The organism is Achromobacter sp. HZ01, from assembly GCF_003267925.1.
GTDB lineage: Bacteria > Pseudomonadota > Gammaproteobacteria > Burkholderiales > Burkholderiaceae_B > Achromobacter > Achromobacter pulmonis_A.
In genome coordinates, this window is sequence record NZ_LWKV01000001.1 from 1,048,293 (window position 1) to 1,069,623 (window position 21,331).

A 21,331-nucleotide genomic window follows, 5' to 3' on the forward strand; every position below is an offset into this window, starting at 1 on the left:
GGAACCCTCCCATGAAGCGTATTCTTCGCTCGTCCGTGTCCGTGCGCCGCGTCGGCGCGGCCTGCCTGCTCTCGCTGGGCCCGGGCCTGTGCCTGGCCGCCGACGAGGTCGCCGTCAATTCGGTCTATGGCCAGCGCGGGGCCACTTCACGCGGCCTGACCGTGCCCGACGCGCAAGGGCCGGCCGGCGAATGGCTGTTCTACGGGACGCTGGGCGTGGGCTACGCGCCGCGCTACAGCGGCAGCGACGAAGGCTCGGCGGTGCCCATCGTCGGGCTGGGGGTGCGCGGGCCGCACGGCTTCTTCCTGGGCACCGATCACGGGCTGGGCTGGGAGACCGAGGCGCTGGACAGCACCTTCCGCTTCTACCTGGCGCCCAGCGCGTCGCGCAAGGACCGCAAGCATGGCTTCGAGGGGTCGGACAAGCTGCGCGGCATGGGCGAGATCAAAAGCCGCGCGCAGATCGGCATGGACGCCGAAACCACGCTGGGCCCGGTGACCCTGTCGGCGACGCTGGCGCACGCCTTCAAGAAGAGCGGCGACAGCGACGTGGGCAGCGCCTACACCATGCTGAACCTGGGCGCCGGCGCCACGGTCTACGAAGGCGCCGCCGGCCTGGTGTCGGTGGCGCTGTCGGGCACCTTCGGCGACGGCAACTACATGCGTACCTGGTATGGCGTCAGCGCGCACCAGTCGGCCAATTCCGGCTATCGCCGCTACAGTCCCAAGGGCGGCCTGGAGAGCGTGGGCCTGGGCGCGACATGGACGCTGCCGCTGGACGAGTCATGGTCGTGGACGGTGGGGGCGGAGGCGCGGCGCCTGTTCGGCGACGCCGCCGACAGTCCCATCGTGCGCGAGCGCAACCAATACACGATCGGCACGATGGTGACCTACACGTACTGAGCAGGAGTAATGCCGGCCCCGTCCGGGGCCGGGGATGCCTGTGCAGGCTTACAGGCCTTGCACGCGGCGGCCGGTATCGGGTTCGAACCAGTGCAGCGGGTGGCGGCCGTCCGAGCCCACGTTGACGCGGTTGCCGACCTTGGCCGACGATTCCGAAAGCTGGCGCGTGGTGCAGCGGACCACCAGCGTGGCCTTGCCGCAGCGGCAGTGCACCAGTTGCTCGGAGCCCAGCGTTTCCACCATTTCCACTTCGGCCGGCACGCCCTGCGTGTTCAGCAGCATGTGCTCGGGCCGCATGCCCAGGATCACCTTGCGGCCGCGCACCGGGGCGGGTACGTCCAGCGGCGAGATTTCCAGCGGGGTGCCGTCCACCGTCTCCATCGTGCCGTCTCCGGCCACGTTCACTTCCATCAGGTTCATCGGGGGCGAGCCGATGAAGCCGGCCACGAAGGTGGAGGCGGGCTTTTCGAACACTTCCATCGGCGTGCCGATCTGCTCGGGCACGCCCTGGTACATGACGATCATGCGATGGGCCAGGGTCATGGCCTCGACCTGGTCGTGCGTCACGTACAGGCTGGTCGTGCCCAGGCGGCGGTGCAGCTTCATGATTTCCAGTCGCATCGCCACGCGCAGCTTGGCGTCCAGGTTCGACAGCGGTTCGTCGAACAGGAACACCTTGGGCTCGCGCACGATGGCGCGGCCCATGGCCACGCGCTGGCGCTGGCCGCCGGACAGCGCGCGCGGGCGGCGGTCCAGCAGGTGCGACAGCTCCAGGATCTGGGCGGCCGCGTCCACGCGCTTCTTGATCTCTTCCTTGGAGAACTTGCGGATCTTCAAGCCATAGGCCATGTTCTCGAACACGGTCATGTGCGGGTAGAGCGCGTAGTTCTGGAACACCATCGCGATGTCGCGTTCGGCCGGCTCCAGGTTGTTGACGACCTTGTCCTCGATGAGGATCTCGCCGCTGGTGACCGTCTCCAGGCCGGCGACCATGCGCATCAGGGTGGACTTGCCGCAGCCCGACGGGCCGACGATGACGATGAATTCACCGTCCTTGACGTCCATGTCGATGCCATGGATGACCGGCACATTGCCGGCATAGGTTTTCTTGACGTTGCGAAAGCTGAGAGTAGCCATGTGTTATTCGTATACGGAGTCGTGTTGGGGCGGCGAGGGCGGGAGAGCGGGGGTCACTTTTCAGTGTCGACCAGACCCTTGACGAACCATTTCTGCATCAGGATGACGACCAGCGCCGGCGGGATCATCGCCAGCATGGCGGTGGCCATGGTGATGTTCCATTCGGTCACGCTGTCGCCGCCGCTGATCATGCGCTTGATGCCGATGACGACGGGGTACATGTCTTCCTGCGTGGTCACCAGCAGCGGCCACAGGTACTGGTTCCAGCCGTAGATGAACTGGATCACGAAGAGGGCGGCGATGCTGGTCTTGGACAGCGGCAGCAGCACGTCGCGGAAAAAGCGGATGGGCCCGGCGCCGTCGATGCGCGCGGCCTCGATCAGCTCGTCCGGCACGGTCAGGAAGAACTGCCGGAACAGGAACGTGGCCGTGGCCGAGGCGATCAGCGGCAGCGTCAGGCCGGCGTAGCTGTTGAGCAGGCCCAGGTCGGCCACCACCTTGTACGTGGGCGCGATGCGCACTTCGACCGGCAGCATCAGCGTGACGAAGATCATCCAGAAAAAGAACATGCGGCCAGGGAAGCGGAAGTACACCACCGCGAAGGCCGACAGCAGCGAGATGGCGATCTTGCCGATGGAAATCGCCAGCGCCATGATCAGGCTGACGTACATCATGCGGCCCACGGGCGCGCCCGAGGAGCCGCCCGACGAGCCGCCGAACAGGGCCTGCATGTAGTTGTCGACGAAATGCTTGCCGGGAATGAGCGACATCGGCGCGGAAGCCACTTCCTGCGCGGTCTGGGTGGACGCGACGAAAGTGACGTAGAGCGGAAATGCCACCATCGCCACGCCGCAGAGCAGAATGACGTGGGCCAGAATATCCAGCCAGGGACGGCGTTCAACCATTGTTATCAGCCTCGAAAATCAATACTGCACTTTGCGGTCGACGTAGCGGAATTGCACGACCGTCAAGGCAATCACAATGAACATCAGCACCACCGACTGGGCCGCGGACGAGCCGAGATCCAGGCCGCGGAAGCCGTCGCTGTACACCTTGTAGACCAGGATCGAGGTCGACGTGCCGGGACCGCCCTGCGTGGTCGTGTCGACGACGGCGAAGGTGTCGAAGAAGGCGTAGATGATGTTGACCACCAGCAGGAAGAAGGTGGTGGGCGACAGCAGCGGGAACACGATGCTCCAGAAGCGGCGCGCCGGGCTGGCGCCGTCGATCGCGGCGGCTTCGATGAGCGAGCGCGGAATCGACTGTAGGCCGGCCAGGAAGAACAGGAAGTTGTACGACACCTGCTTCCATACCGCGGCGATCAGCACCAGCAGCATGGCCTGGTTGCCGTCCAGGCGCGGGTTCCAGTCGACGCCGGCGTGGCGCAGCGCCACGGCCAGGATGCCGACGGAAGGCGAAAACAGGAACAGCCACAGCACGCCGACCACGGCGGGCGCCACGGCGTAGGGCCAGATCAGCAGCGTCTTGTAGAGACCGGCGCCGCGGATGACGCGGTCGGCCATGACGGCCAGCAGCAGCGACACGCCCAGGCCCACCACCGCTACGAGGATGGAGAACACCGCGGTGACGCGGAAGGAATCGAGGTACGCCTGTTGCGAGAACAGGTCGATGAAATTATCCAGCCCGACGAATTCGGAGGACAGGCCGAAGGCGTCTTCGAGCCGCATGGACTGCCACATGGCTTGACCGGCGGGCAGGAAGAAGAAGACCACCGTAATGGCAATCTGCGGCAAGAGCAGCAGATAGGGCAGGGTCTTGTGCCCGAATACAACGCGTTTTTCCATAGGGGGAACCCAAGGTACACAAAAACGGCGGTTGGATTAACCGCCGCCTGAAACCGCCTTCATAAATGCGACAGGCCTAAAGCCCCAGAAAAGCAGGGCCTTAAGCCTTGTACTGCGTGGTGCTGAATGGCCCAAGTCCTTGTCACGGCATGGAAAATACCGATTGACAGAACCGGGCCGGCAATTCAGAGGGGCGTTACTTTACACTCTTCTCGAACTTTTCCAGCAGCTCGTTGCCGCGCTTGACGATGTTCTCCGCGCCGTCCTTGGCCGAGACCTTGCCCGACACGATGCGTTCGATTTCGGCGTCTTCGATCTCGCGGATCTGCGGCAGGAAGCCCAGGCGCAGGCCGCGCGACTGCGCGGTGGTCTCGACGTTGAGCTGCTTGACGCCGACTTCGGTGCCCGGGTTCTTGTCGTAGAAGCCTTCCTTCTTGGTCAGCTCGTAGGCGGCCTTGGTGACGGGCACGTAGCCGGTCTGCTGGTGCCAGCGGGCGGCGATTTCCGGGCTGGCCAGGAACTTGAAGAACGCGGTCACGCCCTTGTAGGTTTCCGGCTTCTTGTTGGCGAAGACCCACAGCGAGGCGCCGCCGATGATGGTGTTCTGCGGCGCGCCCTGCACGTCGGCGTAGTAGGGCAGGGTCGAGGTGCCGAATTCGAACTTGGCGTTCTTGGCGATGTTGGCGCGCAGGCCCGACGAGCCGGTGATCATGGCGCACTTGCCGCTGATGAAGAGCGAGTTCGGCTCGTCGCCGCGCCCGCCGTACATGAAGATGCCGTCCTTGGCGAGCTTGGCCAGGTTGTCCAGGTGGCGCACGTGCAGCGGGGTGTTGACCGCCAGGCGCGCGTCCAGGCCGCCGAAGCCGTTGTCCTTGGTGGCGTACGGCACGTTGTGCCAGGCCGAGAACGTCTCCAGCTGGACCCACGACGGCCACGAGGTGGTGTAGCCGCATTCCTGGCCGGCGGCCTTCAGCTTCTGGCCGGCGGCGGCCAGTTCTTCCCAGGTCTTGGGCGGATTGTCGGCGTCCAGGCCGGCCTTCTTGAAGGCGTCCTTGTTGTAGTAGAACACCACGGTCGAGCTGTTGAAGGGCATCGACACCAGCTTGCCGTCGGCCGACGAATAGTAGCCGGCCACGGCGCCGATGAATTCCTTCGGATCGATCGGGTTGCCGGCTTCCTCGGACATCTGCTGCACCGGCTTGATGGCGCCCTTGGCGTACATCATGGTGGCGGTGCCGACTTCGAACACCTGGAGGATGTCGGGCGCATTGCCGGCGCGGAACGCGGCGATGCCGGCGTTCATGGATTCTCCGTAGTTGCCCTTGTAAACTGCCTTGACCTGGTAATCGGGGTTTTTCTTGTTGAACTCTTCGACAAGGCCGTTCACCCGGTCGCCCAGGGCGCCTTCCATCGAGTGCCAGAACTGGATCTCGGTGGCTGCCTGCGCCGAGGCGCCGGCAAAAGCCGTCATGATGGCGGCAAAAGTTAAGGCAATACGGTGGGATCGCATAGAGAGGTTCCTCCAGGTTGGGCGTGTTGCGACCGGGGTGTCCGGGCACGAAAAACACGACACCTTATGAATTGTTTGTGACAAAACCGTGACTTTCACATCACTCTAAACGCCTGTCAAATTGCGCGTTTTAGGCGCGAACGAACATTTTTCCTTTTTTCCCCTACGGGAACTACCGATTACAATCGCCGGCTATGAAAAACGAACTTTCGATTGCGTTCATTGGTGGCGGCAATATGGCGGCCGCCCTGGCATCTGGCCTGGCGGGCAAAGTATGCGCCGCCGACCGCATCCATGTCATTGACATAAACCAGGAGGCCCATGCCGCCTGGCAGGCCCGCGGCATGACCACCGCGACGGCCCCCGACGAGGCCCTCGCGCGCGCCCGCGTATGGGTTTTCGCTGTCAAGCCACAGAACATGAAAGACGTTGTGGCTTCCACGCGTCAGTGGTTGCGCGAAGACACTTTGGTGGTAAGCGTCGCGGCCGGCATCCGCGCCGACACGCTGGCCGGCTGGCTGGGCACGCCCGAGGCGCCGTTCAAGCGCCTGGTGCGCTGCATGCCCAACACGCCGGCCCTGGTGGGCGCGGGCATGACCGGGCTGGCCGCGCTCGACGGCGTCGGCCAGGCCGACCGCGAACTGGCGGCCGAACTGCTGTCCAGCGTGGGCGAGGTGGTCTGGGTCAAGGACGACGCCGCGCTCGATGGCGTGACGGCCCTGTCCGGCAGCGGCCCGGCCTATGTCTTCCTGTTCCTGGAGGCGCTGGTCGCCGGCGGCCAGAAGGTCGGGCTGACGGCCGAGCAGGCCAAGCAGCTGGCCCTGGGCACGCTGGCCGGCGCCACGCGCCTGGCCGCCGAATCGTCCGAGCCGTTGTCCACGCTGCGCGAACGCGTCACGTCCAAGGGCGGCACCACCGCCGCCGCGCTCGACGCCTTCGGCGCCGCGGGCTTCGCCGGCATCGTGGAAGACGCCATGACCGCGGCCGCGCGGCGCTCGCGCGAGCTGGCGCAGGAGTTCGGCAAATGAGCACGGCGGCGCGACGCTTTCCGGCCATGAGCCGCACGCAGTTCGGCATCGCCGTGCTGTGCATGCTGCTGGTGGTGGTGGGCTCGAACATCCTGGTCCAGGTGCCGCTCAACGACTGGCTGACCTGGGGCGGGCTGTCCTACCCGGTGGCGTTCCTGGTCACCGACCTGCTGAACCGCCGCTTCGGTCCCGCAGCCGCGCGCCGCGTGGCCTGGTGCGGCTTTGCCGCTGCGCTGATCGTATCGGTATGGGTGGCGTCGCCGCGCATCGCGCTGGCCTCGGGCCTGGCCTATATCTGCGCGCAGCTGGCCGACATCCAGGTCTTCGACCGCATGCGCGACCAGCGCTGGTGGCGCGCGCCGCTGGTCTCCGGCACGCTGGGCGCCATGCTCGACACCGCCGTGTTCTTCAGCGTCGCCTTCGCCGCCACCGGCGCACCCTGGGTCACCTGGATGCTGGGCGACCTGGCGGTCAAGCTGGCGGTCAACGTCAGCATGCTGGCGCCGTTCCGCGCCCTGATGTGGAACCTGGCCAAACCGGCCAACGCCTGAAAGCCCACACCGGGGAACCGCAAGCCGCCCGCGAGGATGGGCACATGGCGAACGGCGGCACGCTCGCGCCACACCGCCGCGATCCTCAATTCGCCTGCGCTCCCGATTGCCGGATCAGGTTGGACCATTTATCCAGTTCGTCCTGGCCGAATTTGTCGATGCCGCTCATGGCCACGTCGCTTTTCTCCAGGCCCTGGGCTTCGAGCTTGGCGACGATGTCCGGGCTGGACAGCGCCGCGGCGGCGGAGTCGCGCAGGGTCTGCAGGACGGGAACGGGCGTGGCGGCGGGGGCGTACAGCATGAACCAGGCCTGCAGGTCGAATTCGCCGCCCAGCTGTTCGGCGATGGTGGGCACGTCCGGCGCGGAGGCGCTGCGGCGCATGACGGAGGTGCCGAGCGCGCGCATCTTGCCGGACTTGATGTGCGGCAGCACGGCCAGCGGGTGGTAGAACATGAACTGGGTCTGGCCGGACATGACGTCGGTCAGGGCCTGGCTGCCTTCTTTGTAGGGGATGTGCACCATGGTGCCGCCCAGGCGCGACTTGAGCAGTTCGCCGGCCAGGTGGCCGGAGGTGCCGGTGCCGGCGGAGGCGAAGCTGATGCCGCCGGGTTTGGCGGCGGCGGCCGCCAGGTCCTGGAGGCTGCGTACCGGCGAGCCGGCGCCGACCACCAGCAGGGTCGGGGTGTAGCCGACCAGCGCGACCGGCTTGAAGTCGCGCAAGGGGTCGTAGCCGAGCTTGGGATAGAGGGCTTTGTTGATGGCGTGCGTGCCGACCGTGCCCATGACCAGGGTGTAGCCGTCGGCCGGGGCGCGGGCGACGAGTTCGGTGCCGATGGAGCCGCCGGCGCCGGCGCGGTTTTCGATGATGACGGGTTGTCCCAGCGATTTGGACATGGCGTCGGCCAGCATGCGGGACACGGTGTCGGTGGTGGTGCCGGGGCCGAACGGGACGATCAATTTTATCGGGCGTTCGGGGAAGGCGGCGGCGCGCGCCGGCTGTGGGACGAGACCCAGCGCGCAGGCGCCCAGGGCCAGCGCCGCAAGGGCGCGGCGCATGGGGTTGGGGCGGACGGGCCGCGGGCAGGCGGTGGTCGGTTGCATGGTGTTTGTCTCCTGTGTGTTTTTAGCGCCGTATAGGGTGGGCGTCATGCTGCGGGGTGGTCCGGAACCTCGCCGTCGTATTGCAGTTCGCGGGTGGCCTGGTAAGAGAGGGCGAAGCCCGAGGGCTGCTGGAGTTCTTCGTTGAGGTGGGCGATGAGGCCGGCGGTGCGGGCCAGCAGCGGCACGCCGCGCAGGGCCTGCAGCGGAAACCCGGCGCCCAGCAGCACCGCCGGGATGGCGGCGGAGACGTTGAGCTTGAGGGCCTTGCCCAGCACTTCGGGGATCTGGCGTTCGACGGCTTCCGCGATTTCGACGTAGGTCTGGTCCGAGCCGCAGTCGCGCGCCACCTCGAACAGCCGCGCCACGCGGGGGTCGCGGGTCTTGTGCAGGGGATGGCCGTAGCCGGGGATGGGCCTGCCTTCGGCGCGGTAGCGCCTGAGCACGTCGAGCGCCGCGGCATCCAGGTCGATCTGTTTCTGTTCGGCGCAGTCCTTGATTTCGGCGAACAGCCGGCCGGCGGTTTCCGAGGCGCCGAGGATGACCGAGCCGCAGCCTAGCAGGCCGGCGGCGACCGCGCCCTGCATGGCGTCGGGCGCGGCGGCCAGCGTCATGCGGGCGGCCTGCACGCTGGGCACGAAGCCGTGTTCGGCGATGGCGACGAGGGTGGCGTCGAGCACGGCGGTGGCCGCGGCGTCGGGGCGGCGGCCGGTGACCAGCAGATGGAAGTAGTCGGTGAAGGAGATGCGGCCGATCAGGTCTTTGCACAGGTCTTCGCCGCGTACCACGATGGTGTGTTCGTCGGAGGTGCAGATGGCGGTGCGGGGGATGGTGCTTTTGCCGATTTTCATGACGGGTCCTGGGGGGTAGTGGGGTTGCGGCTGGCCAGCGCGGCGCGGATCTGGGTGTTGTGTTCGCCCAGCAGGGGCGGGGGCGTCACGTCGCAGGCGCGTTGGCCGTCGAAGCTGACGGGCGAACGCACGGTGCGCCAGGGGCCCAGCGTGGGATGCGTGCCTTCGATTTCGAGTTGCAGGTGGCGCGCCTGCGGGTCTTGCAGGGCTTCGGCCGTGTCGTACATGGGGGCGTGCGGCACGTCCGCTTCGGTCAGGCAGCGGCACCATTGTTCGCGGGTACGGCCGGCGAACACGCCGTCGAGCACGGCGATCAGCGCCGCATGGTTGGCGATGCGGCCTTCGCGCGTGGCGAAGCGCGGGTCTTGCAGGATGTCGGGGCGTTCCATGGCGTCGGCCAGGCCGCGCCAGAATTTCTCGGGCGATGACATGTGCAGGGCCAGCTTCTTGCCGTCGGCGCAGGTCAGGGCGTAGGACTGCGAGACGCTGGGACGGCTGTAGGGGCCCATGACTTCGTTCTCGGCGAAGTAATGGGTATAGGCGTCCAGGTTGAAATGGCACATGGCCTCCAGCATGGAGACCTCGACGCTACGGCCCGCGCCGGTGCGCGCGCGTTCGACCAGGGCGCCGAGAATGCCGTAGGCGGCGTAGAAGCCGGTGAGCGAGTCGGCGATGGCCGGCCCCACGACGCGGGGATGTTCCGGATTCACCAGCAGGTTGAGGAATCCGCTGGCGGCCTGGGCCACGGTGTCGTAGGCGGGGCGTCCGGCCGCCGGGCCGGTCTGGCCGAAACCGCTGATCGCGCAATAGACCAGGCGCGGGTTGATGGCGCGCAGCCGCGCCTCGCCGGCACCCAGGCGCTCGGCGGCCCCGGGGCGGAAATTCTGGATATAGACGTCGGCCTCGCGGATCAGTTCGTCGAATACGCGCGCGTCCTCGGGGTTCTTGGCGTCGAGCTCGATGCTGCGCTTGTTGCGGTTGTAGGTCTGATAGTGCGGGCTGTACAGCCCGCCCTTGAAGGCGCGGAACGGGTCGCCCGTGCCCGGCTGCTCGACCTTGATGACGTTCGCGCCCAGGTCGGCCAGCAGCATTGCGGCCGCGGGGCCGGTAATGAAGGTTCCCTGTTCGATGACGGTGATGCCATCCAATACCTTGGACATGAGTGTTCCTCTTGCGGATTGCTGCGAACCGCAAGACTATCGGCCGCCGAGAAAAGATGAAAATGATTAATATCGTCCATCATCATTGATGCCATCGATTGTTTGGGGGGCAAGACATGGAGCTGCGGCATCTCCGGTACTTCATTGCGCTGGCCGGGTCGCTGAATTTCACGCGGGCGGCCGAGCGCGTGCACGTGACGCAATCGACCCTGTCCCACCAGATCCGGCAACTGGAGGACGAGGTGGGGCAGCGCCTGTTCGACCGCATCGGCAAGCGCGTGGTGATGACGGAGGCGGGGGAGACTTTCCTGGCCTACGCCCAGCGCGCGCTCAGGGAGATCGACCAGGGGCTGGGCGCGATCAAGCAGGACGTCGCGCTGGTGACGGGCCTGGTTCGGGTCGGCACCACCCATACCTTCAATCTGAATTTCATTCCGGATTGCGTGGCGCGGCTGTTGCAGCGCAGCCCCGGGGTGAAGGTGCTGATCGAAGAGCTGCCGGCAGACGCCATCGCCAGCGAGCTGGAGGCCGGCCGGCTGGACATCGGCGTGGCCTACCGGCCTGAAGGCGCCAGCGCGCTGCGCTTCGAGCCGTTGTTCAACGAGGAGCTGGTGCTGGTGGTGTCGGCCAGCCATCCGCTGGCCGGGCGGCGGCGCATCCGCATGATCGAGCTGCATCGCGAGCCGCTGGTGATGCTGCCGGCCGGGTTTTCGACGCGGCGGATCCTGGACGAGTGTTTCCAGGCCGCGGGCGCGGCGCCCGAGGTCGTCGCGGAGATGAACACCATCGCCGCCATGCTGGGCATGGTCGCGCGCATGAACGTGGGCGCCATCGCCGCGGCCAGCGCGATCGCGCCGGACCCCGGGCTGCGCCTGATACCCATGGAAAATCCCACGCCCATGCGCACGCCGGGCCTGCTATTCAATAATGCGCATCCGCAAAGCCGCGCATGCCGCGCATTCGTGGCGCTATTGCGCAGGCGCGCGCTGGGGCAGGCCGCATTATCCGTAAGTCCTGCGTAAGTACTGTATTTGAATGCGCGGTTAAACGTCGTATTAATGGCCATCGCATATAAACCCGCATGCACGATTTTCGTGGGGTGCGCCAGCGGTCTTGCAAGCTCTGTTCGCGAATTCTCCTGCGATTTCATGGGCTTGCGGAGCCAATCCGTCACGATTAAAGGCGGCTCGCAAAATATTGGGGATTACACGCAGTGACAGTGTGGCGGCTTGCTTCCAGAATACCGCCCACATCGTGATTTCGCCCAAGAAGCCGGCGACGGGCGTCGCGCAATATCGGAATAAATGCCGTAAATGCGCGCCGAACAGAGCCGCTCACAACCTCGCTGGAGAACTCCGCATGAAGTTTCTGCATCGTCTTACCCCGGTAGCCGTCGCGCTTGGTGCACTTGCCCTGGCCGGCGCCGTGCATGCAGCCGACACGATCAAAATCGGCATTCCCCAGCCCATGACCGGGCCCAACACGCAGTACGGCGACCAGATCCAGGCCGGTGCGCTGACGGCCATCGAGACCATCAACGCCAAGGGCGGGGTCAAGGGCAAGAAGCTCGAGCCCATCCTGATCGACGACGGCTGCGAACCGAAGCAGGCCGTGCCCGCCGCCAACCGCGTGGTCAACTCCGGCGCCAAGTTCGCCGTGGCCCATGCGTGCTCGGGCGTGACCGTGGCCGCGGTGAAGGTCTATGAGGAAGAGGGCATCGTCGGCATCACCCCGGGCGCGACCTCGCCGCTGGTGACCGACACCATCAAGCCGCATTTCTTCTTCCGCACCATCGGCCGCGACGACCAGCAGGGTCCGTACGCCGCCAACTACATCGCCAAGACGCTCAAGCCCAAGAAGGTCGCCGTGCTGCACGACAAGCAGACCTACGGTTCGGGCGTGGCCACGCAGGTCAAGGACACGCTGGCCAAGGAAGGCGTGAACGTGGCGATGTTCGAAGGCATCAACGTCGGCGACAGCGACTATTCGGCCATCATCACCAAGCTGAAGTCGGCCGGCGTGGACCTGGTGTACTTCGGCGGCTATCACCCCGAGCTCGGCCTGCTGCTGCGCCAGTCGCGCGAGCAGGGCCTGCAGGTCCAGTTCATGGGTCCGGAAGGCACGGCCAACCAGGACCTGGTGGCGATCGCCGGCCCGGCCATCGAAGGCCTGCTGGTGACCCTGCCGGCCGACTTCACCAAGCTGCCGGGCAACGAAGGCATCGTGAAGGCGTTCAAGGACGCCAAGCGCGATCCGGACGGCGCCTTCCAGATGCCGGCGTACGCCGCCGTGCAGATCCTGGCCGACAGCATCAACGCGGTGGGCGAGGACCCCGCCAAGGTGGCCGACTACATGCACAAGACGACCTTCAACACCGGGATCGGCAAGGTCGAGTACGACGCCAAGGGCGACCTGAAGAACTTCGAGTTCGCGGTCTACAAGTGGGACAAGAACGGCAAGAAGACCCAGCTGTAAACTCGCGATCCCGCCGGCGGCTCGCCGGCGTGTAGGGTCTGTCGTCCTCGTTTTGCCGCCATCCGCATGGCAAGCGCCAAAAGCGCTGCGGGGGCGGCGGGAAGCGGCGGCAGGCCCTTATAAAATACGCCCAGGTTTCCGGCTCCGGGTCTCTCTACCGGAGCCGGAACTATTTGGAGCAAGAGAAATAATGTCTGACCTCATACCCCAACTTACCCAGCAATTCTTCAATGGATTGTCTCTGGGCGCGATCTATGCGTTGATCGCCATCGGCTACACAATGGTCTACGGCATCATCGGTATGATCAACTTCGCCCACGGCGAAATCTATATGATCGGCGCCTATGTCGGCCTGGTCACACTGACCGCCATCGGCACCAACAGCGGCCTGCCGATGCCGTTCATCATCGCGGCCATGCTGGTCGTGTCCATCGTGGTCACCGGCATCTACGGCTTTTCCGTGGAACGGGTGGCCTACCGCCCGGTGCGCGGCAGCCCACGCCTGGTGGCGCTGATCTCGGCCATCGGGATGTCGATCTTCCTGCAGAACTGGGTGGCCCTGGGCCAGGGCGCGCGCGACATGGCCGTGCCTTCGCTGGTCTCGGGCGCCTGGCAGTTCCAGATGGGCTCCGACTTCGATGTGACGGTGCCGTATTCGCGGCTGATGATCATCGTGGTGACGGTGCTGCTGATGATCGCGCTGACGCTGTTCATCAAGTATTCGCGCATGGGCCGCGCCTCGCGCGCCTGCTCGCAGGACATGCACATGGCCAATCTGCTGGGCATCGACACCAACCGGGTGATCTCGTTCACCTTCGTGATGGGCGCGATCCTGGCGGCGGTGGGCGGCGTGCTGATCGCCATCACCATCGGCAAGCTCAATCCCTTCATCGGCTTTCTGGCAGGCATCAAGGCCTTTACCGCGGCGGTGCTGGGCGGCATCGGCAGCATCCCGGGCGCCATGCTCGGCGGCGTGCTGCTGGGGCTGGCCGAGACCTTCGCGGCCGCCTACATCTCGTCGCAGTACAAGGACATCGTGGCGTTCTCGCTGCTGATCCTGATCCTGCTGTTCCGTCCCACCGGGCTGTTGGGCAAACCTGAGGTGGAAAAAGTCTGATGTCGAACAACACTCTTAAAAACGCCACGATGGCGGCCGTGCTGACGGCGGTCATCGTCACGCCGGTCTTCGGCCTGCAACTGATCCGCCAGGGCGCGCGCACCAGCATGGAGGCCAACTGGTCGCTGGTGGCGATCGCCGCCGCGGTGGTGTTCGTGTTCCAGCTGCTGCGGCCCTGGATCGCCAAACCCTTCCAGAAGCTCAAGACGGGCCTGCCCACCTTGCCGGCGGCGCCGGCCAAGAGCCACAAGCCGCTGGCGCTGCTGCTCCTGGCGATCGCGGTGATCTGGCCGTTCTTCGCCGGCCGCAGCTCGGTGGACATCGCCACCCTGGTGATGATCTACGTGATGCTGGGCCTGGGCCTGAACATCGTGGTGGGCTTCGCCGGCCTGCTGGACTTGGGCTTCGTGGGCTTTTACGCGGTGGGCGCCTATACGTACGCCTTGCTGTACCACTGGGGCGGCTGGAGCTTCTGGGAAGCGCTGCCGTTCTCGGGCGCGATGGCGGCGCTGTTCGGCTTCATCCTGGGCTTTCCGGTGTTGCGGCTGCGGGGCGACTACCTCGCCATCGTGACGCTGGGCTTCGGCGAGATGATCCGGCTGCTGCTGATCAACCTGAACACGCTGACCGGCGGCCCGGACGGGATTTCCGGCATTCCCAAGCCGACGGTGTTCGGCATGGAGATGACGCGCCGCGCCAGCACGGAAGGGGGCACCACGTTCCATGACTTCATGGGCTGGACCTTCGAGAACCAGCACATGGTGATCTATCTGTACCTGATGGCGCTGCTGCTGGCGCTGATCACGCTGTTCGTGTCGACCCGGCTGATCCGCATGCCGGTCGGCCGTGCCTGGGAGGCGCTGCGCGAGGACGAGATCGCCTGCCGTTCGCTGGGCCTGAACCCCACGCGCATCAAGCTCTCGGCGTTCACGCTGGGCGCGATGTTCGCGGGCTTCGGCGGCGCGTTCTTCGCGGCGCGCCAGGGCATGGTCAATCCGGAGTCCTTCACCTTCATCGAATCGGCGCTGATCCTGGCCATCGTGGTGCTGGGCGGCATGGGCTCGCAAGTGGGCGTGATCCTGGCGGCCGTGCTGCTGACGGTGCTGCCCGAGGTGGCGCGCGAGTTCGCCGAGTACCGGATGCTGATGTTCGGCCTGGTGATGGTGTTGATGATGATGTGGCGTCCGCAGGGGTTGTTGCCCATGAAGCGTCCCCACGTGGAGCTGGCCAAATGAGCGAGGCATTGCTGAAAGTTTCCGGGCTCACCATGCGGTTCGGCGGCCTGCTGGCCGTCGACAGCGTGGCGTTCGAAGTCAAATCCGACGAGGTGTTCGCCATCATCGGCCCCAACGGGGCCGGCAAGACCACCGTGTTCAACTGCGTGGGCGGCTTTTATTCGCCGACGGCGGGCGAGATCATCATGGACGGCCAGGCCATCACCGGCCTGCCCAGCCACAAGGTGGCGCGCCACGGCCTGGTGCGCACGTTCCAGAACGTGCGGCTGTTCAAGCAGCTGACCGTGCTGGAGAACCTGCTGGTCGCCCAGCACACCCAGGTGGAGTCGCGGCTGCTGCCGGGGCTGCTCAAGCTCAAGTCCTATCGCCAGTCCGAGGCCGATGCGCTGGCGCGCGCGGCCCAGTGGCTGGATTTCATGGGGCTGCGCGAGTATGCCAACCGCGAGGCGGGCAACCTGGCCTACGGCCACCAGCGCCGCCTGGAGATCGCGCGCTGCATGATCACCAAGCCGCGCCTGCTGATGCTGGACGAGCCGGCCGCCGGCCTGAACCCGCAGGAAAAGCGCGACCTGCAGGCGCTGATCGACCAGCTGCGGCGCGAGTTCGGCGTGGCGGTGCTGCTGATCGAACACGACATGAGCCTGATCATGGGCATTTCCGACCGCATCCTCGTCATGGAGCACGGCAAGCCCATCACCACCGGCACCCCCGAGCAGGTGCGCAACGACGAGCGCGTCATCAAGGCGTACCTCGGGGAGGAATGATGCTTAAGCTGGAAAACATACATACCTACTACGGGGCCATCCAGGCGCTCAACGGCGTGTCGGTGGAGGTCAACAAGGGCGAGATCGTCACGCTCATCGGCGCCAACGGCGCCGGCAAGACGACGCTGCTGATGACGGTCTGCGGCAATCCCCGGGCGCGCGAGGGCAGGATCACCTTCGAGGGCGAGGACATCACCCACAAGGACACCCACCACGTCATGCGCAGCGGCATCGCCATCTCGCCCGAAGGGCGGCGGGTCTTCAAGGACCTGACGGTGGCCGAGAACCTGAAAATGGGCGGCTTCTTCTCCAAGCGCGACGAGATCGAGGCGGGCATCGACCACGTCTACGGACTGTTCCCGCGGCTCAAGGAGCGCGCCAGCCAGCGCGCCGGCCTGATGTCGGGCGGCGAGCAGCAGATGCTGGCCATCGGCCGCGCGCTGATGACGCGTCCGCGCCTGCTGCTGCTCGACGAGCCCACGCTGGGCCTGGCCCCGCTGGTGATCGCGCAGATCTTCGACATCATCCGCGAGATCCGCGAGCAGGGCGTGACCGTGTTCCTGGTGGAGCAGAACGCCAACAAGGCGCTGGGCGTGGCCGACCGCGGCTACGTGCTGGAGAACGGCCGTGTGGTGCTGCAGGACAGCGGCGCCAACCTGCTGGTCAACGACCAGGTGCGCAAGGCGTACCTGGGCGGTTGAGGTTTTTCCCCGCGAAGGGAGATTGGGCGCATCGGGAGATGCGCTTTTTTTTACGCCGCGATCCGCTCCCGCTCCCGGTCCGCCTGGTAATGGCCGATGGCGGCCAGCGCCAGCGCGTCGATGGAGTCGGTGAGGGTCACGCCCAGGCTGGGGCGCAGCGCGTGCGGCACGGCCAGCGGCAGTTCGGTGCAGCCCAGCACCACGGCGTCGGCGCCGCGGGCGCGCAGGCGGACGATGCATTCGGCGGCCGGCGCGTAGGCGTCTTCCAGGCGGTTGGCCTTGACGGCGCGGATCGATTCCATGCAGTAGCGCTCGACCTCGTCCTCGTCGGGCACGACGCAGTCGTAGCCCTGGGCCTGCAGGCGCTGCTGGTACAGGCCCAGCTTGAGCGTGGCGGCCGTGCCCATCAGGCCGATGCGCCCGCGCGGCAGGCCGAGCCGGCGCAGGTCGTCGATGACGGCCTGGATGATGTGCAGCACCGGCAGGCGGGTGGCGGCGGCGATCTGCTCGTACCACAGGTGGGCCGTGTTGCACGGGATGGCGATGAGCTGCGCGCCGGACTGTTCCAGGAAGCGTACGCCTTCGACCATATAGGGCAAGGGGCTTTCGCCGCCCGCCATATGGGCGCTGGAACGGTCGGGGATGCGGGGATCGTTGCGCAGCAGGGTGGGGATGTGCTGCTGGTCGACGGCGGCGGGCGTCAGGGCCGCCAGGCGCAGGGCAAAAGCGGCACCGGCCATGGGGCCCATGCCGCCCAAAACACCCAGGTAACAACCCTGGGAATGGCTATTCACTTTATTCACTCCGAGCTGATGCTGCACCGGGCGTCAGAACCTGGCCCGGGCGTTCGGTGCCGGTCCGTTCCCCGTCCCACACGCGCTTGCCATTGACCCAAACTGCCTGGATGCCCTGGCTTGCCTGAATGGGAGCTGAAAAAGTGGCCACGTCTGTGACGGTGGCGGGATCGAACAGCACCAAGTCGGCATGATACCCCTCCCGGAGGCGGCCGCGGTCCGCGATGCCGTACTGGTCGGCCGCCAGGCCGGTCATTTTGTGGATGGCCGACTCCAGCGACAGCAGGCGCTGCTCGCGCACCATGGTGCGCAACACGTTGGTGAAGGTGCCCCACTGGCGCGGATGCGGGTGCGGGTCGAAGGGCAGGCCGTCGGAGCCGACCATGGTCAGCGGGTGCGCGAAGATGCGCGACACGTCGGCCGGGTCCATCAGGAAGTAGATGGCGCCGGCCGGGGCCAGGCGCTCGACGGCGGCCGCGTCGTCCAGGCCGAGTTCGGCCATGACCTCGGCGAAGTCGCGGCCGGTGGCCCCCGGGTAGCCCTTGGACCAGGTGATCAGCGTGCGGCTGGCCAGCCGCGCGCGGTCCAGCCGCAGCATGGTGGAGGTGGCGGGATAGGGGTGGCAGTCCAGGCAGACCGGCTGCGCGGCGGCGGCGCGGCTGATCAGGTCCAGCGTTTCGCGGCTGCGGCCGTGATTGCGTTCGCCAGCCAGCTTGTGGTGCGAGAACACCACGCGGCAGCCCAGCTCGCGCCCGACCAGCAAGGCTTCTTCCATGGCCGGCACGATATGGTCGGCCTCGTCGCGCAGATGGGTGGCGTAGACGCCGGGGCGGCCGCGCAGCGGCGCGCAGACGTCGATGATTTCGTCCGTGGTGGCGGCGCTGGCGGGCGGGTAGAAGGTGCCGGTGGACACGCCGAAGGCGCCCGCGTCCAGCGCCTCGCGCAGCAGTTCGCGCATGGCGGCGCGCTCGGCCTCGTCGGCTGCGCGCGAGGTGTCCTGCATGACGGCCACGCGCAAGGTGCTGTGGCCGACCAGCGGCGCCACGTTGACGGCGGGCGGCGCGGCGCGCAGCGCATCGAGCCAGGCCGCGAAACTGGCGTAGCGGAACAGCGGGGCGGGGCCGAGCAGGTCCAGCGGCTGCGGAATCTCGGCGCGCGCCAGCGGCGCGAGACTGATGCCGCAGTTGCCGGTGACCACGGTAGTCACGCCCTGCGACACCTTGGGCCGCATGTCGGGATGCGCCAGCAGATAGCCGTCGTCGTGGGTGTGGGAGTCGATGAAGCCGGGCGCCAGCGCCAGGCCGCGCGCGTCGATGACGGGCGCGCCGGGCGGGTGGTCGAATTCGCCGACGGCGGCGATGCGCTGGCCGCTGACGGCCAGGTCGCCGCGGCGGGCGGGGCCGCCGGCGCCGTCGATGAGCGTGGCGCCCGCCACGATGAAGTCTGCTTGCAAGCGCGTTGCGGTCATGTTCAGTCTAGTTTCTCGATGCCGGCGGATTCGATGATGCCGCGCCACTTGGCGGTTTCGCGGTCGATCAGCTTCTTGAAGTCGGCCGGCGACCCGCCGGCGGGCTCGGCGCCCAGCGTGGCCAGGCCGGCGCGCACGTCGGGAGCCTGCAGCGCCTTCTGGATGGCGGCGTTGAGCGTGGCCACCACGTCGTCGGGCGTGCCCTTGGGCGCGACCACGCCGCCCCAGGAGACGGTCTCGTAGCCCTTGACGCCGGCTTCGTCCAGGGTCGGGACCTCGGGCATCAGCGGCAGGCGCTTCAGGCTGCTGACGCCGATGGCGCGGACCTTGCCGGCCTTGACCAGCGGCGCGGCCTCCGAGGTGTTGACGAACAGGTAGTCCAGGCGTCCGCCCAGCAGGTCCTGGATCGCCGCGGGGCCGCCGTTATAGGGCACGAACATCACGTCGACCTTGGCCATGCTTTTGAACAGTTCGCCGCCCATGTGGCCGGTGGTGCCCACGCCCGAGGCGCCGTAGGACAGCCGGCCGGGCTGCTTGCGGGCGCGGTCGATCAGGTCCTGCACGGTTTTGACCGGAGAGTCGGCCGGCACGATGAGCGCGTTGTACAGGTCGAACAGGTGCGCGACGGGCGTGAGGTCCTGGTCCACGTCGTAGGGCAGGCGCTTGAAGAGCGAGCGGTTCACGGCCAGCGTGTTGATGTTGCCGTAGCCCACGGTGTAGCCGTCGGCCGCGGCGCGCTTGACCAGCGTGATGCCGATGTTGCCGGCCGCGCCGGGGCGGTTTTCGATGACCAGCGTGGCGCCGGTGTCGCGCGCCAGCTGGGTCGTGATCAGGCGCGACAGCACGTCGGGCGAGCCGCCGGCCGCGGACGGCACCACGAAAGTGATGGGCTTGTCGGGATAGGCGGCGGCGAAGGCGCTGGCCGAGAGCGTGACGCCGAGCGCCAGTGCGGCCAGGCCGCGGAGGTAGCGGTTGCGCATGATGGATTTCCCCTGGTTTGTATGGTGATCGTGGCCGCAGGTTACACCCGGGCCCGGGCCGCGCCGTCATCGAAAAATGTCTAAAACCTATAATCGGCCGTTATCGATCTGGCGCGACTGAGCGGGGGAAAAATGGAGATGGACGCCTATTCGGACGAGGTCGGACCGACTGCCGGCAGACCCTTGAACCTGAGGCAGATAGAGGTGTTTCGGGCCATCATGATGTCCGGCTCGATCAGCGGGGCCGGGCGCATGCTGCACGTGTCGCAGCCGGCCGTCAGCCGCGTGCTGGCGCTGACCGAAAGCCGCCTGGGCTACCGGCTGTTCGACCGGGTCAAGAGCCGGCTGTCGCCCACCGCCGAGGCCCGCCGGCTGTATGCCGAGGTGGAGCAGGTGTACGGCGGCATCCAGCGGGTCAACGACCTGGCCGCCAGCCTGGCGCAGTCGGGCGCGGGGATGCTGAAGATCGTGGCCAGCGCCAGTTTCGGGCAGCGCCTGATTCCCAGGGCGCTGGAGCGGCTGCGCAGCCGCAACGCGGACGCGCGGGTCGATTTCCGCAGCGTGACTTTCGACGAACTGGCCGCGTATTTTCTGTCGGGCCAGGCGGACATCGGCATTTCGATGCAGCCGCCGGACCATCCCAACCTGACCTCGCTGCGCCTGGCGCAGGTGCCGGTGGTCTGCGCCTTGCCGCCGGCGCATCCGCTGGCCGCGCGCGCCGTGGTGCGCCCCGAGGACTTTTCGACGGCGGCGTGGATCGGCTATCCGCAAGATACGCCGCTGGCGCGCGCCTTGCAGCCGTTCTTCGGCGGGCAGGCGGCCTGTCCGGCCGCGATCGAGGTGCATTCGCCGGTGACCGCCTGCGCCTTCGTGCAGCAGGGGCTGGGGCCGGCGCTGGTGGACGCCTGGTGCGTCACGCCGGAGCAGGCCGGGCACATGGCGCTGCGCCCGATCGAGCCGCCGGCCTCGGTGGACATCTGGGCCACGCATTCCAACCTGAGCGCGCCGCCGCTACTGGCGCGGCGCTTTCTGGCGGCGGTGAAAAAGACGCTGGAGGCCGAGGGGCCGGGCGTCGCCACGCCGGGCGCCGCTGCGCCGGGCGTCGCTACGCCTTAGGCGGCTTGCAGCCCTTCGGCCTGGAGCGCGGCCTGCACGCCCTTGTCGGCTTCCATGCGCTTGAAGAACGCGGCCAGGTTGTCCAGGCCGGTCAGGTCGACCGACTTGCCATGCGCCCAGCGCAGCACCACGTAGAGGTAGGCGTCGGCGATGGACGGCTTGTCGCCCACCAGGTAGGACTTGCCGGCCAGTTGCCCGTCGAGCTGCGCGAACAGTTTGGTCAGCAGCTTGGAGGCCGAACCCGCCAGCTCCTTCTGCGCGCCTTCTTCGCCCAGGAAACGGGAAGCGCCGAAGATCATGGAGAAGGTCTTGTGCACGTCGGAATTGATGAAGCCGAGCCAGCGGCGCACTTCGGCGCGCGAGCGGGCGCTGCCGTCGCCCATCAGGCCGGATTCCGGCGCCTGCTCGGCCAGGTATTCGAGGATGGCGGCGTTCTGCGTCACGGTCCAGTCGCCGTCGGACAGCGCGGGCACGGCGCCCAGCGGATTGACCTTGAGGAACTCGGGGCCCTTGAGCTCATCGCGGCTGAGCTTGTGCGTCTGGTAGGGTTTGCCAAGCCATTCGAGGACGATGTGGGAAGCGAGCGAACACGCGCCGGGCATGTAGTACAGTTTCATCTGATGGGTGCTCCACGGAGG

21 protein-coding genes are annotated in these 21,331 nt (G+C 66.9%); 10 read left to right on the top strand and 11 right to left on the bottom strand.

The genetic code is table 11. The annotated features are described in order from the left end of the window. The first annotated feature begins 11 nt into the window (after positions 1-11). On the top strand, positions 12-902 hold the full coding sequence (locus A6B37_RS04955; RefSeq protein ID WP_111825082.1) for a MipA/OmpV family protein: 891 nt from the start codon (positions 12-14) through the stop codon (positions 900-902). 48 nt (positions 903-950) lie between these two features. Here the strand turns inward: A6B37_RS04955 and A6B37_RS04960 are convergent, their stop codons facing one another. The 4 genes from A6B37_RS04960 to ugpB all read right to left on the bottom strand — a co-directional run bounded on the left by A6B37_RS04960 (position 951) and on the right by ugpB (position 5,354). After that, on the bottom strand, positions 951-2,039 hold the full coding sequence (locus tag A6B37_RS04960; protein ID WP_102771276.1) for a sn-glycerol-3-phosphate import ATP-binding protein UgpC: 1,089 nt from the start codon (positions 2,037-2,039) through the stop codon (positions 951-953). A gap of 53 nt (positions 2,040-2,092) precedes the next feature. Next, positions 2,093-2,944: a sn-glycerol-3-phosphate ABC transporter permease UgpE gene (gene ugpE, locus A6B37_RS04965; protein WP_102771275.1), complete on the bottom strand. Its 852-nt coding sequence runs from the start codon at positions 2,942-2,944 to the stop codon at positions 2,093-2,095. A gap of 18 nt (positions 2,945-2,962) precedes the next feature. Further along, positions 2,963-3,844: a sn-glycerol-3-phosphate ABC transporter permease UgpA gene (gene ugpA / locus A6B37_RS04970; RefSeq protein WP_102771274.1), complete on the bottom strand. Its 882-nt coding sequence runs from the start codon at positions 3,842-3,844 to the stop codon at positions 2,963-2,965. Positions 3,845-4,040: 196 nt separating this feature from the next. After that, positions 4,041-5,354: a sn-glycerol-3-phosphate ABC transporter substrate-binding protein UgpB gene (gene ugpB, locus A6B37_RS04975; protein ID WP_102771273.1), complete on the bottom strand. Its 1,314-nt coding sequence runs from the start codon at positions 5,352-5,354 to the stop codon at positions 4,041-4,043. 194 nt (positions 5,355-5,548) lie between these two features. On the opposite strand from ugpB, the gene proC reads away from it, so the two are divergent. Both proC and A6B37_RS04985 read left to right on the top strand, forming a co-directional pair. After that, positions 5,549-6,382, top strand: a complete 834-nt coding sequence (proC, locus tag A6B37_RS04980; protein ID WP_111825083.1) for a pyrroline-5-carboxylate reductase — start codon at positions 5,549-5,551, stop codon at positions 6,380-6,382. After that, complete coding sequence (locus tag A6B37_RS04985; protein WP_102771271.1) at positions 6,379-6,933, top strand: queuosine precursor transporter; 555 nt, start codon at positions 6,379-6,381, stop codon at positions 6,931-6,933. The genes proC and A6B37_RS04985 overlap by 4 nt, the downstream gene beginning before the upstream one ends. 85 nt (positions 6,934-7,018) lie before the next feature. On the opposite strand, the gene A6B37_RS04990 is transcribed toward A6B37_RS04985, so the two are convergent. From A6B37_RS04990 to A6B37_RS05000, 3 genes are read right to left on the bottom strand one after another with little or no spacing between them, the layout of a single operon-like run. After that, positions 7,019-8,035, bottom strand: coding sequence for a tripartite tricarboxylate transporter substrate binding protein (locus A6B37_RS04990; RefSeq protein WP_246842367.1), 1,017 nt, complete (start codon positions 8,033-8,035; stop codon positions 7,019-7,021). A 44-nt stretch (positions 8,036-8,079) separates the two neighbouring features. Continuing rightward, positions 8,080-8,883, bottom strand: a complete 804-nt coding sequence (locus A6B37_RS04995) for a citryl-CoA lyase (RefSeq protein ID WP_111825084.1) — start codon at positions 8,881-8,883, stop codon at positions 8,080-8,082. Beyond that, a complete protein-coding gene (locus A6B37_RS05000) occupies positions 8,880-10,043 on the bottom strand; it encodes a CoA transferase (RefSeq protein ID WP_111825085.1) in 1,164 nt (387 codons plus the stop codon). Before A6B37_RS05000 ends, A6B37_RS04995 begins: the two co-directional genes overlap by 4 nt. 116 nt (positions 10,044-10,159) lie before the next feature. On the opposite strand from A6B37_RS05000, the gene A6B37_RS05005 reads away from it, so the two are divergent. The 6 genes from A6B37_RS05005 to A6B37_RS05030 all read left to right on the top strand — a co-directional run bounded on the left by A6B37_RS05005 (position 10,160) and on the right by A6B37_RS05030 (position 16,335). Next, positions 10,160-11,065 carry a LysR substrate-binding domain-containing protein gene (locus tag A6B37_RS05005; RefSeq protein WP_111825086.1) on the top strand — a complete coding sequence of 302 codons (906 nt, stop codon included), beginning with the start codon at positions 10,160-10,162 and terminating at the stop codon, positions 11,063-11,065. Positions 11,066-11,402: 337 nt separating this feature from the next. Beyond that, positions 11,403-12,518: a high-affinity branched-chain amino acid ABC transporter substrate-binding protein gene (locus A6B37_RS05010; protein ID WP_102771265.1), complete on the top strand. Its 1,116-nt coding sequence runs from the start codon at positions 11,403-11,405 to the stop codon at positions 12,516-12,518. Between the two features lie 190 nt (positions 12,519-12,708). After that, entirely contained in the window at positions 12,709-13,635 is a 927-nt protein-coding gene (gene livH / locus A6B37_RS05015) for a high-affinity branched-chain amino acid ABC transporter permease LivH (RefSeq protein WP_102771264.1), read from the top strand. Then, positions 13,635-14,870 carry a high-affinity branched-chain amino acid ABC transporter permease LivM gene (locus tag A6B37_RS05020; RefSeq protein WP_168202115.1) on the top strand — a complete coding sequence of 412 codons (1,236 nt, stop codon included), beginning with the start codon at positions 13,635-13,637 and terminating at the stop codon, positions 14,868-14,870. The genes livH and A6B37_RS05020 overlap by 1 nt, the downstream gene beginning before the upstream one ends. Next, positions 14,867-15,634: a high-affinity branched-chain amino acid ABC transporter ATP-binding protein LivG gene (gene livG / locus A6B37_RS05025; RefSeq protein ID WP_102771262.1), complete on the top strand. Its 768-nt coding sequence runs from the start codon at positions 14,867-14,869 to the stop codon at positions 15,632-15,634. The genes A6B37_RS05020 and livG overlap by 4 nt, the downstream gene beginning before the upstream one ends. Continuing rightward, complete coding sequence (locus A6B37_RS05030; RefSeq protein WP_102771261.1) at positions 15,634-16,335, top strand: ABC transporter ATP-binding protein; 702 nt, start codon at positions 15,634-15,636, stop codon at positions 16,333-16,335. The genes livG and A6B37_RS05030 overlap by 1 nt, the downstream gene beginning before the upstream one ends. A 50-nt stretch (positions 16,336-16,385) precedes the next feature. On the opposite strand, the gene A6B37_RS05035 is transcribed toward A6B37_RS05030, so the two are convergent. From A6B37_RS05035 to A6B37_RS05045, 3 genes are read right to left on the bottom strand one after another with little or no spacing between them, the layout of a single operon-like run. Then, positions 16,386-17,129, bottom strand: coding sequence for an amino acid racemase (locus A6B37_RS05035; RefSeq protein WP_102771260.1), 744 nt, complete (start codon positions 17,127-17,129; stop codon positions 16,386-16,388). 1 nt (position 17,130) lies between these two features. After that, entirely contained in the window at positions 17,131-18,597 is a 1,467-nt protein-coding gene (locus A6B37_RS05040; RefSeq protein ID WP_111825088.1) for a D-aminoacylase, read from the bottom strand. 2 nt (positions 18,598-18,599) lie between these two features. After that, positions 18,600-19,577 (bottom strand): tripartite tricarboxylate transporter substrate binding protein, encoded by a 978-nt coding sequence (locus A6B37_RS05045; RefSeq protein ID WP_102771258.1) that lies wholly within the window; start codon positions 19,575-19,577, stop codon positions 18,600-18,602. Between the two features lie 132 nt (positions 19,578-19,709). On the opposite strand from A6B37_RS05045, the gene A6B37_RS05050 reads away from it, so the two are divergent. Then, the gene (locus A6B37_RS05050) at positions 19,710-20,693 is read left to right on the top strand and encodes a LysR substrate-binding domain-containing protein (protein WP_111825089.1); all 984 of its coding nucleotides are present in this window, start codon (positions 19,710-19,712) and stop codon (positions 20,691-20,693) included. Here A6B37_RS05050 and A6B37_RS05055 read toward each other — a convergent pair. After that, positions 20,690-21,310: a glutathione binding-like protein gene (locus tag A6B37_RS05055; RefSeq protein ID WP_102771256.1), complete on the bottom strand. Its 621-nt coding sequence runs from the start codon at positions 21,308-21,310 to the stop codon at positions 20,690-20,692. The two genes, A6B37_RS05050 and A6B37_RS05055, sit on opposite strands and share 4 nt — an antisense overlap. Positions 21,311-21,331: the final 21 nt, after the last annotated feature.

Excerpts from the sequence above, each read along its gene's own strand:
- A6B37_RS04955 (WP_111825082.1), top strand. The coding sequence starts at position 12 with ATGAAGCGTATTCTTCGCTCGTCCGTGTCCGTGCGCCGCGTCGGCGCG.
- A6B37_RS04960 (WP_102771276.1), bottom strand. The coding sequence starts at position 2,039 with ATGGCTACTCTCAGCTTTCGCAACGTCAAGAAAACCTATGCCGGCAAT.
- ugpE (WP_102771275.1), bottom strand. The coding sequence starts at position 2,944 with ATGGTTGAACGCCGTCCCTGGCTGGATATTCTGGCCCACGTCATTCTG.
- ugpA (WP_102771274.1), bottom strand. The coding sequence starts at position 3,844 with ATGGAAAAACGCGTTGTATTCGGGCACAAGACCCTGCCCTATCTGCTG.
- ugpB (WP_102771273.1), bottom strand. The coding sequence starts at position 5,354 with ATGCGATCCCACCGTATTGCCTTAACTTTTGCCGCCATCATGACGGCT.
- proC (WP_111825083.1), top strand. The coding sequence starts at position 5,549 with ATGAAAAACGAACTTTCGATTGCGTTCATTGGTGGCGGCAATATGGCG.
- A6B37_RS04985 (WP_102771271.1), top strand. The coding sequence starts at position 6,379 with ATGAGCACGGCGGCGCGACGCTTTCCGGCCATGAGCCGCACGCAGTTC.
- A6B37_RS04990 (WP_246842367.1), bottom strand. The coding sequence starts at position 8,035 with ATGCAACCGACCACCGCCTGCCCGCGGCCCGTCCGCCCCAACCCCATG.
- A6B37_RS04995 (WP_111825084.1), bottom strand. The coding sequence starts at position 8,883 with ATGAAAATCGGCAAAAGCACCATCCCCCGCACCGCCATCTGCACCTCC.
- A6B37_RS05000 (WP_111825085.1), bottom strand. The coding sequence starts at position 10,043 with ATGTCCAAGGTATTGGATGGCATCACCGTCATCGAACAGGGAACCTTC.
- A6B37_RS05005 (WP_111825086.1), top strand. The coding sequence starts at position 10,160 with ATGGAGCTGCGGCATCTCCGGTACTTCATTGCGCTGGCCGGGTCGCTG.
- A6B37_RS05010 (WP_102771265.1), top strand. The coding sequence starts at position 11,403 with ATGAAGTTTCTGCATCGTCTTACCCCGGTAGCCGTCGCGCTTGGTGCA.
- livH (WP_102771264.1), top strand. The coding sequence starts at position 12,709 with ATGTCTGACCTCATACCCCAACTTACCCAGCAATTCTTCAATGGATTG.
- A6B37_RS05020 (WP_168202115.1), top strand. The coding sequence starts at position 13,635 with ATGTCGAACAACACTCTTAAAAACGCCACGATGGCGGCCGTGCTGACG.
- livG (WP_102771262.1), top strand. The coding sequence starts at position 14,867 with ATGAGCGAGGCATTGCTGAAAGTTTCCGGGCTCACCATGCGGTTCGGC.
- A6B37_RS05030 (WP_102771261.1), top strand. The coding sequence starts at position 15,634 with ATGCTTAAGCTGGAAAACATACATACCTACTACGGGGCCATCCAGGCG.
- A6B37_RS05040 (WP_111825088.1), bottom strand. The coding sequence starts at position 18,597 with ATGACCGCAACGCGCTTGCAAGCAGACTTCATCGTGGCGGGCGCCACG.
- A6B37_RS05045 (WP_102771258.1), bottom strand. The coding sequence starts at position 19,577 with ATGCGCAACCGCTACCTCCGCGGCCTGGCCGCACTGGCGCTCGGCGTC.
- A6B37_RS05050 (WP_111825089.1), top strand. The coding sequence starts at position 19,710 with ATGGAGATGGACGCCTATTCGGACGAGGTCGGACCGACTGCCGGCAGA.
- A6B37_RS05055 (WP_102771256.1), bottom strand. The coding sequence starts at position 21,310 with ATGAAACTGTACTACATGCCCGGCGCGTGTTCGCTCGCTTCCCACATC.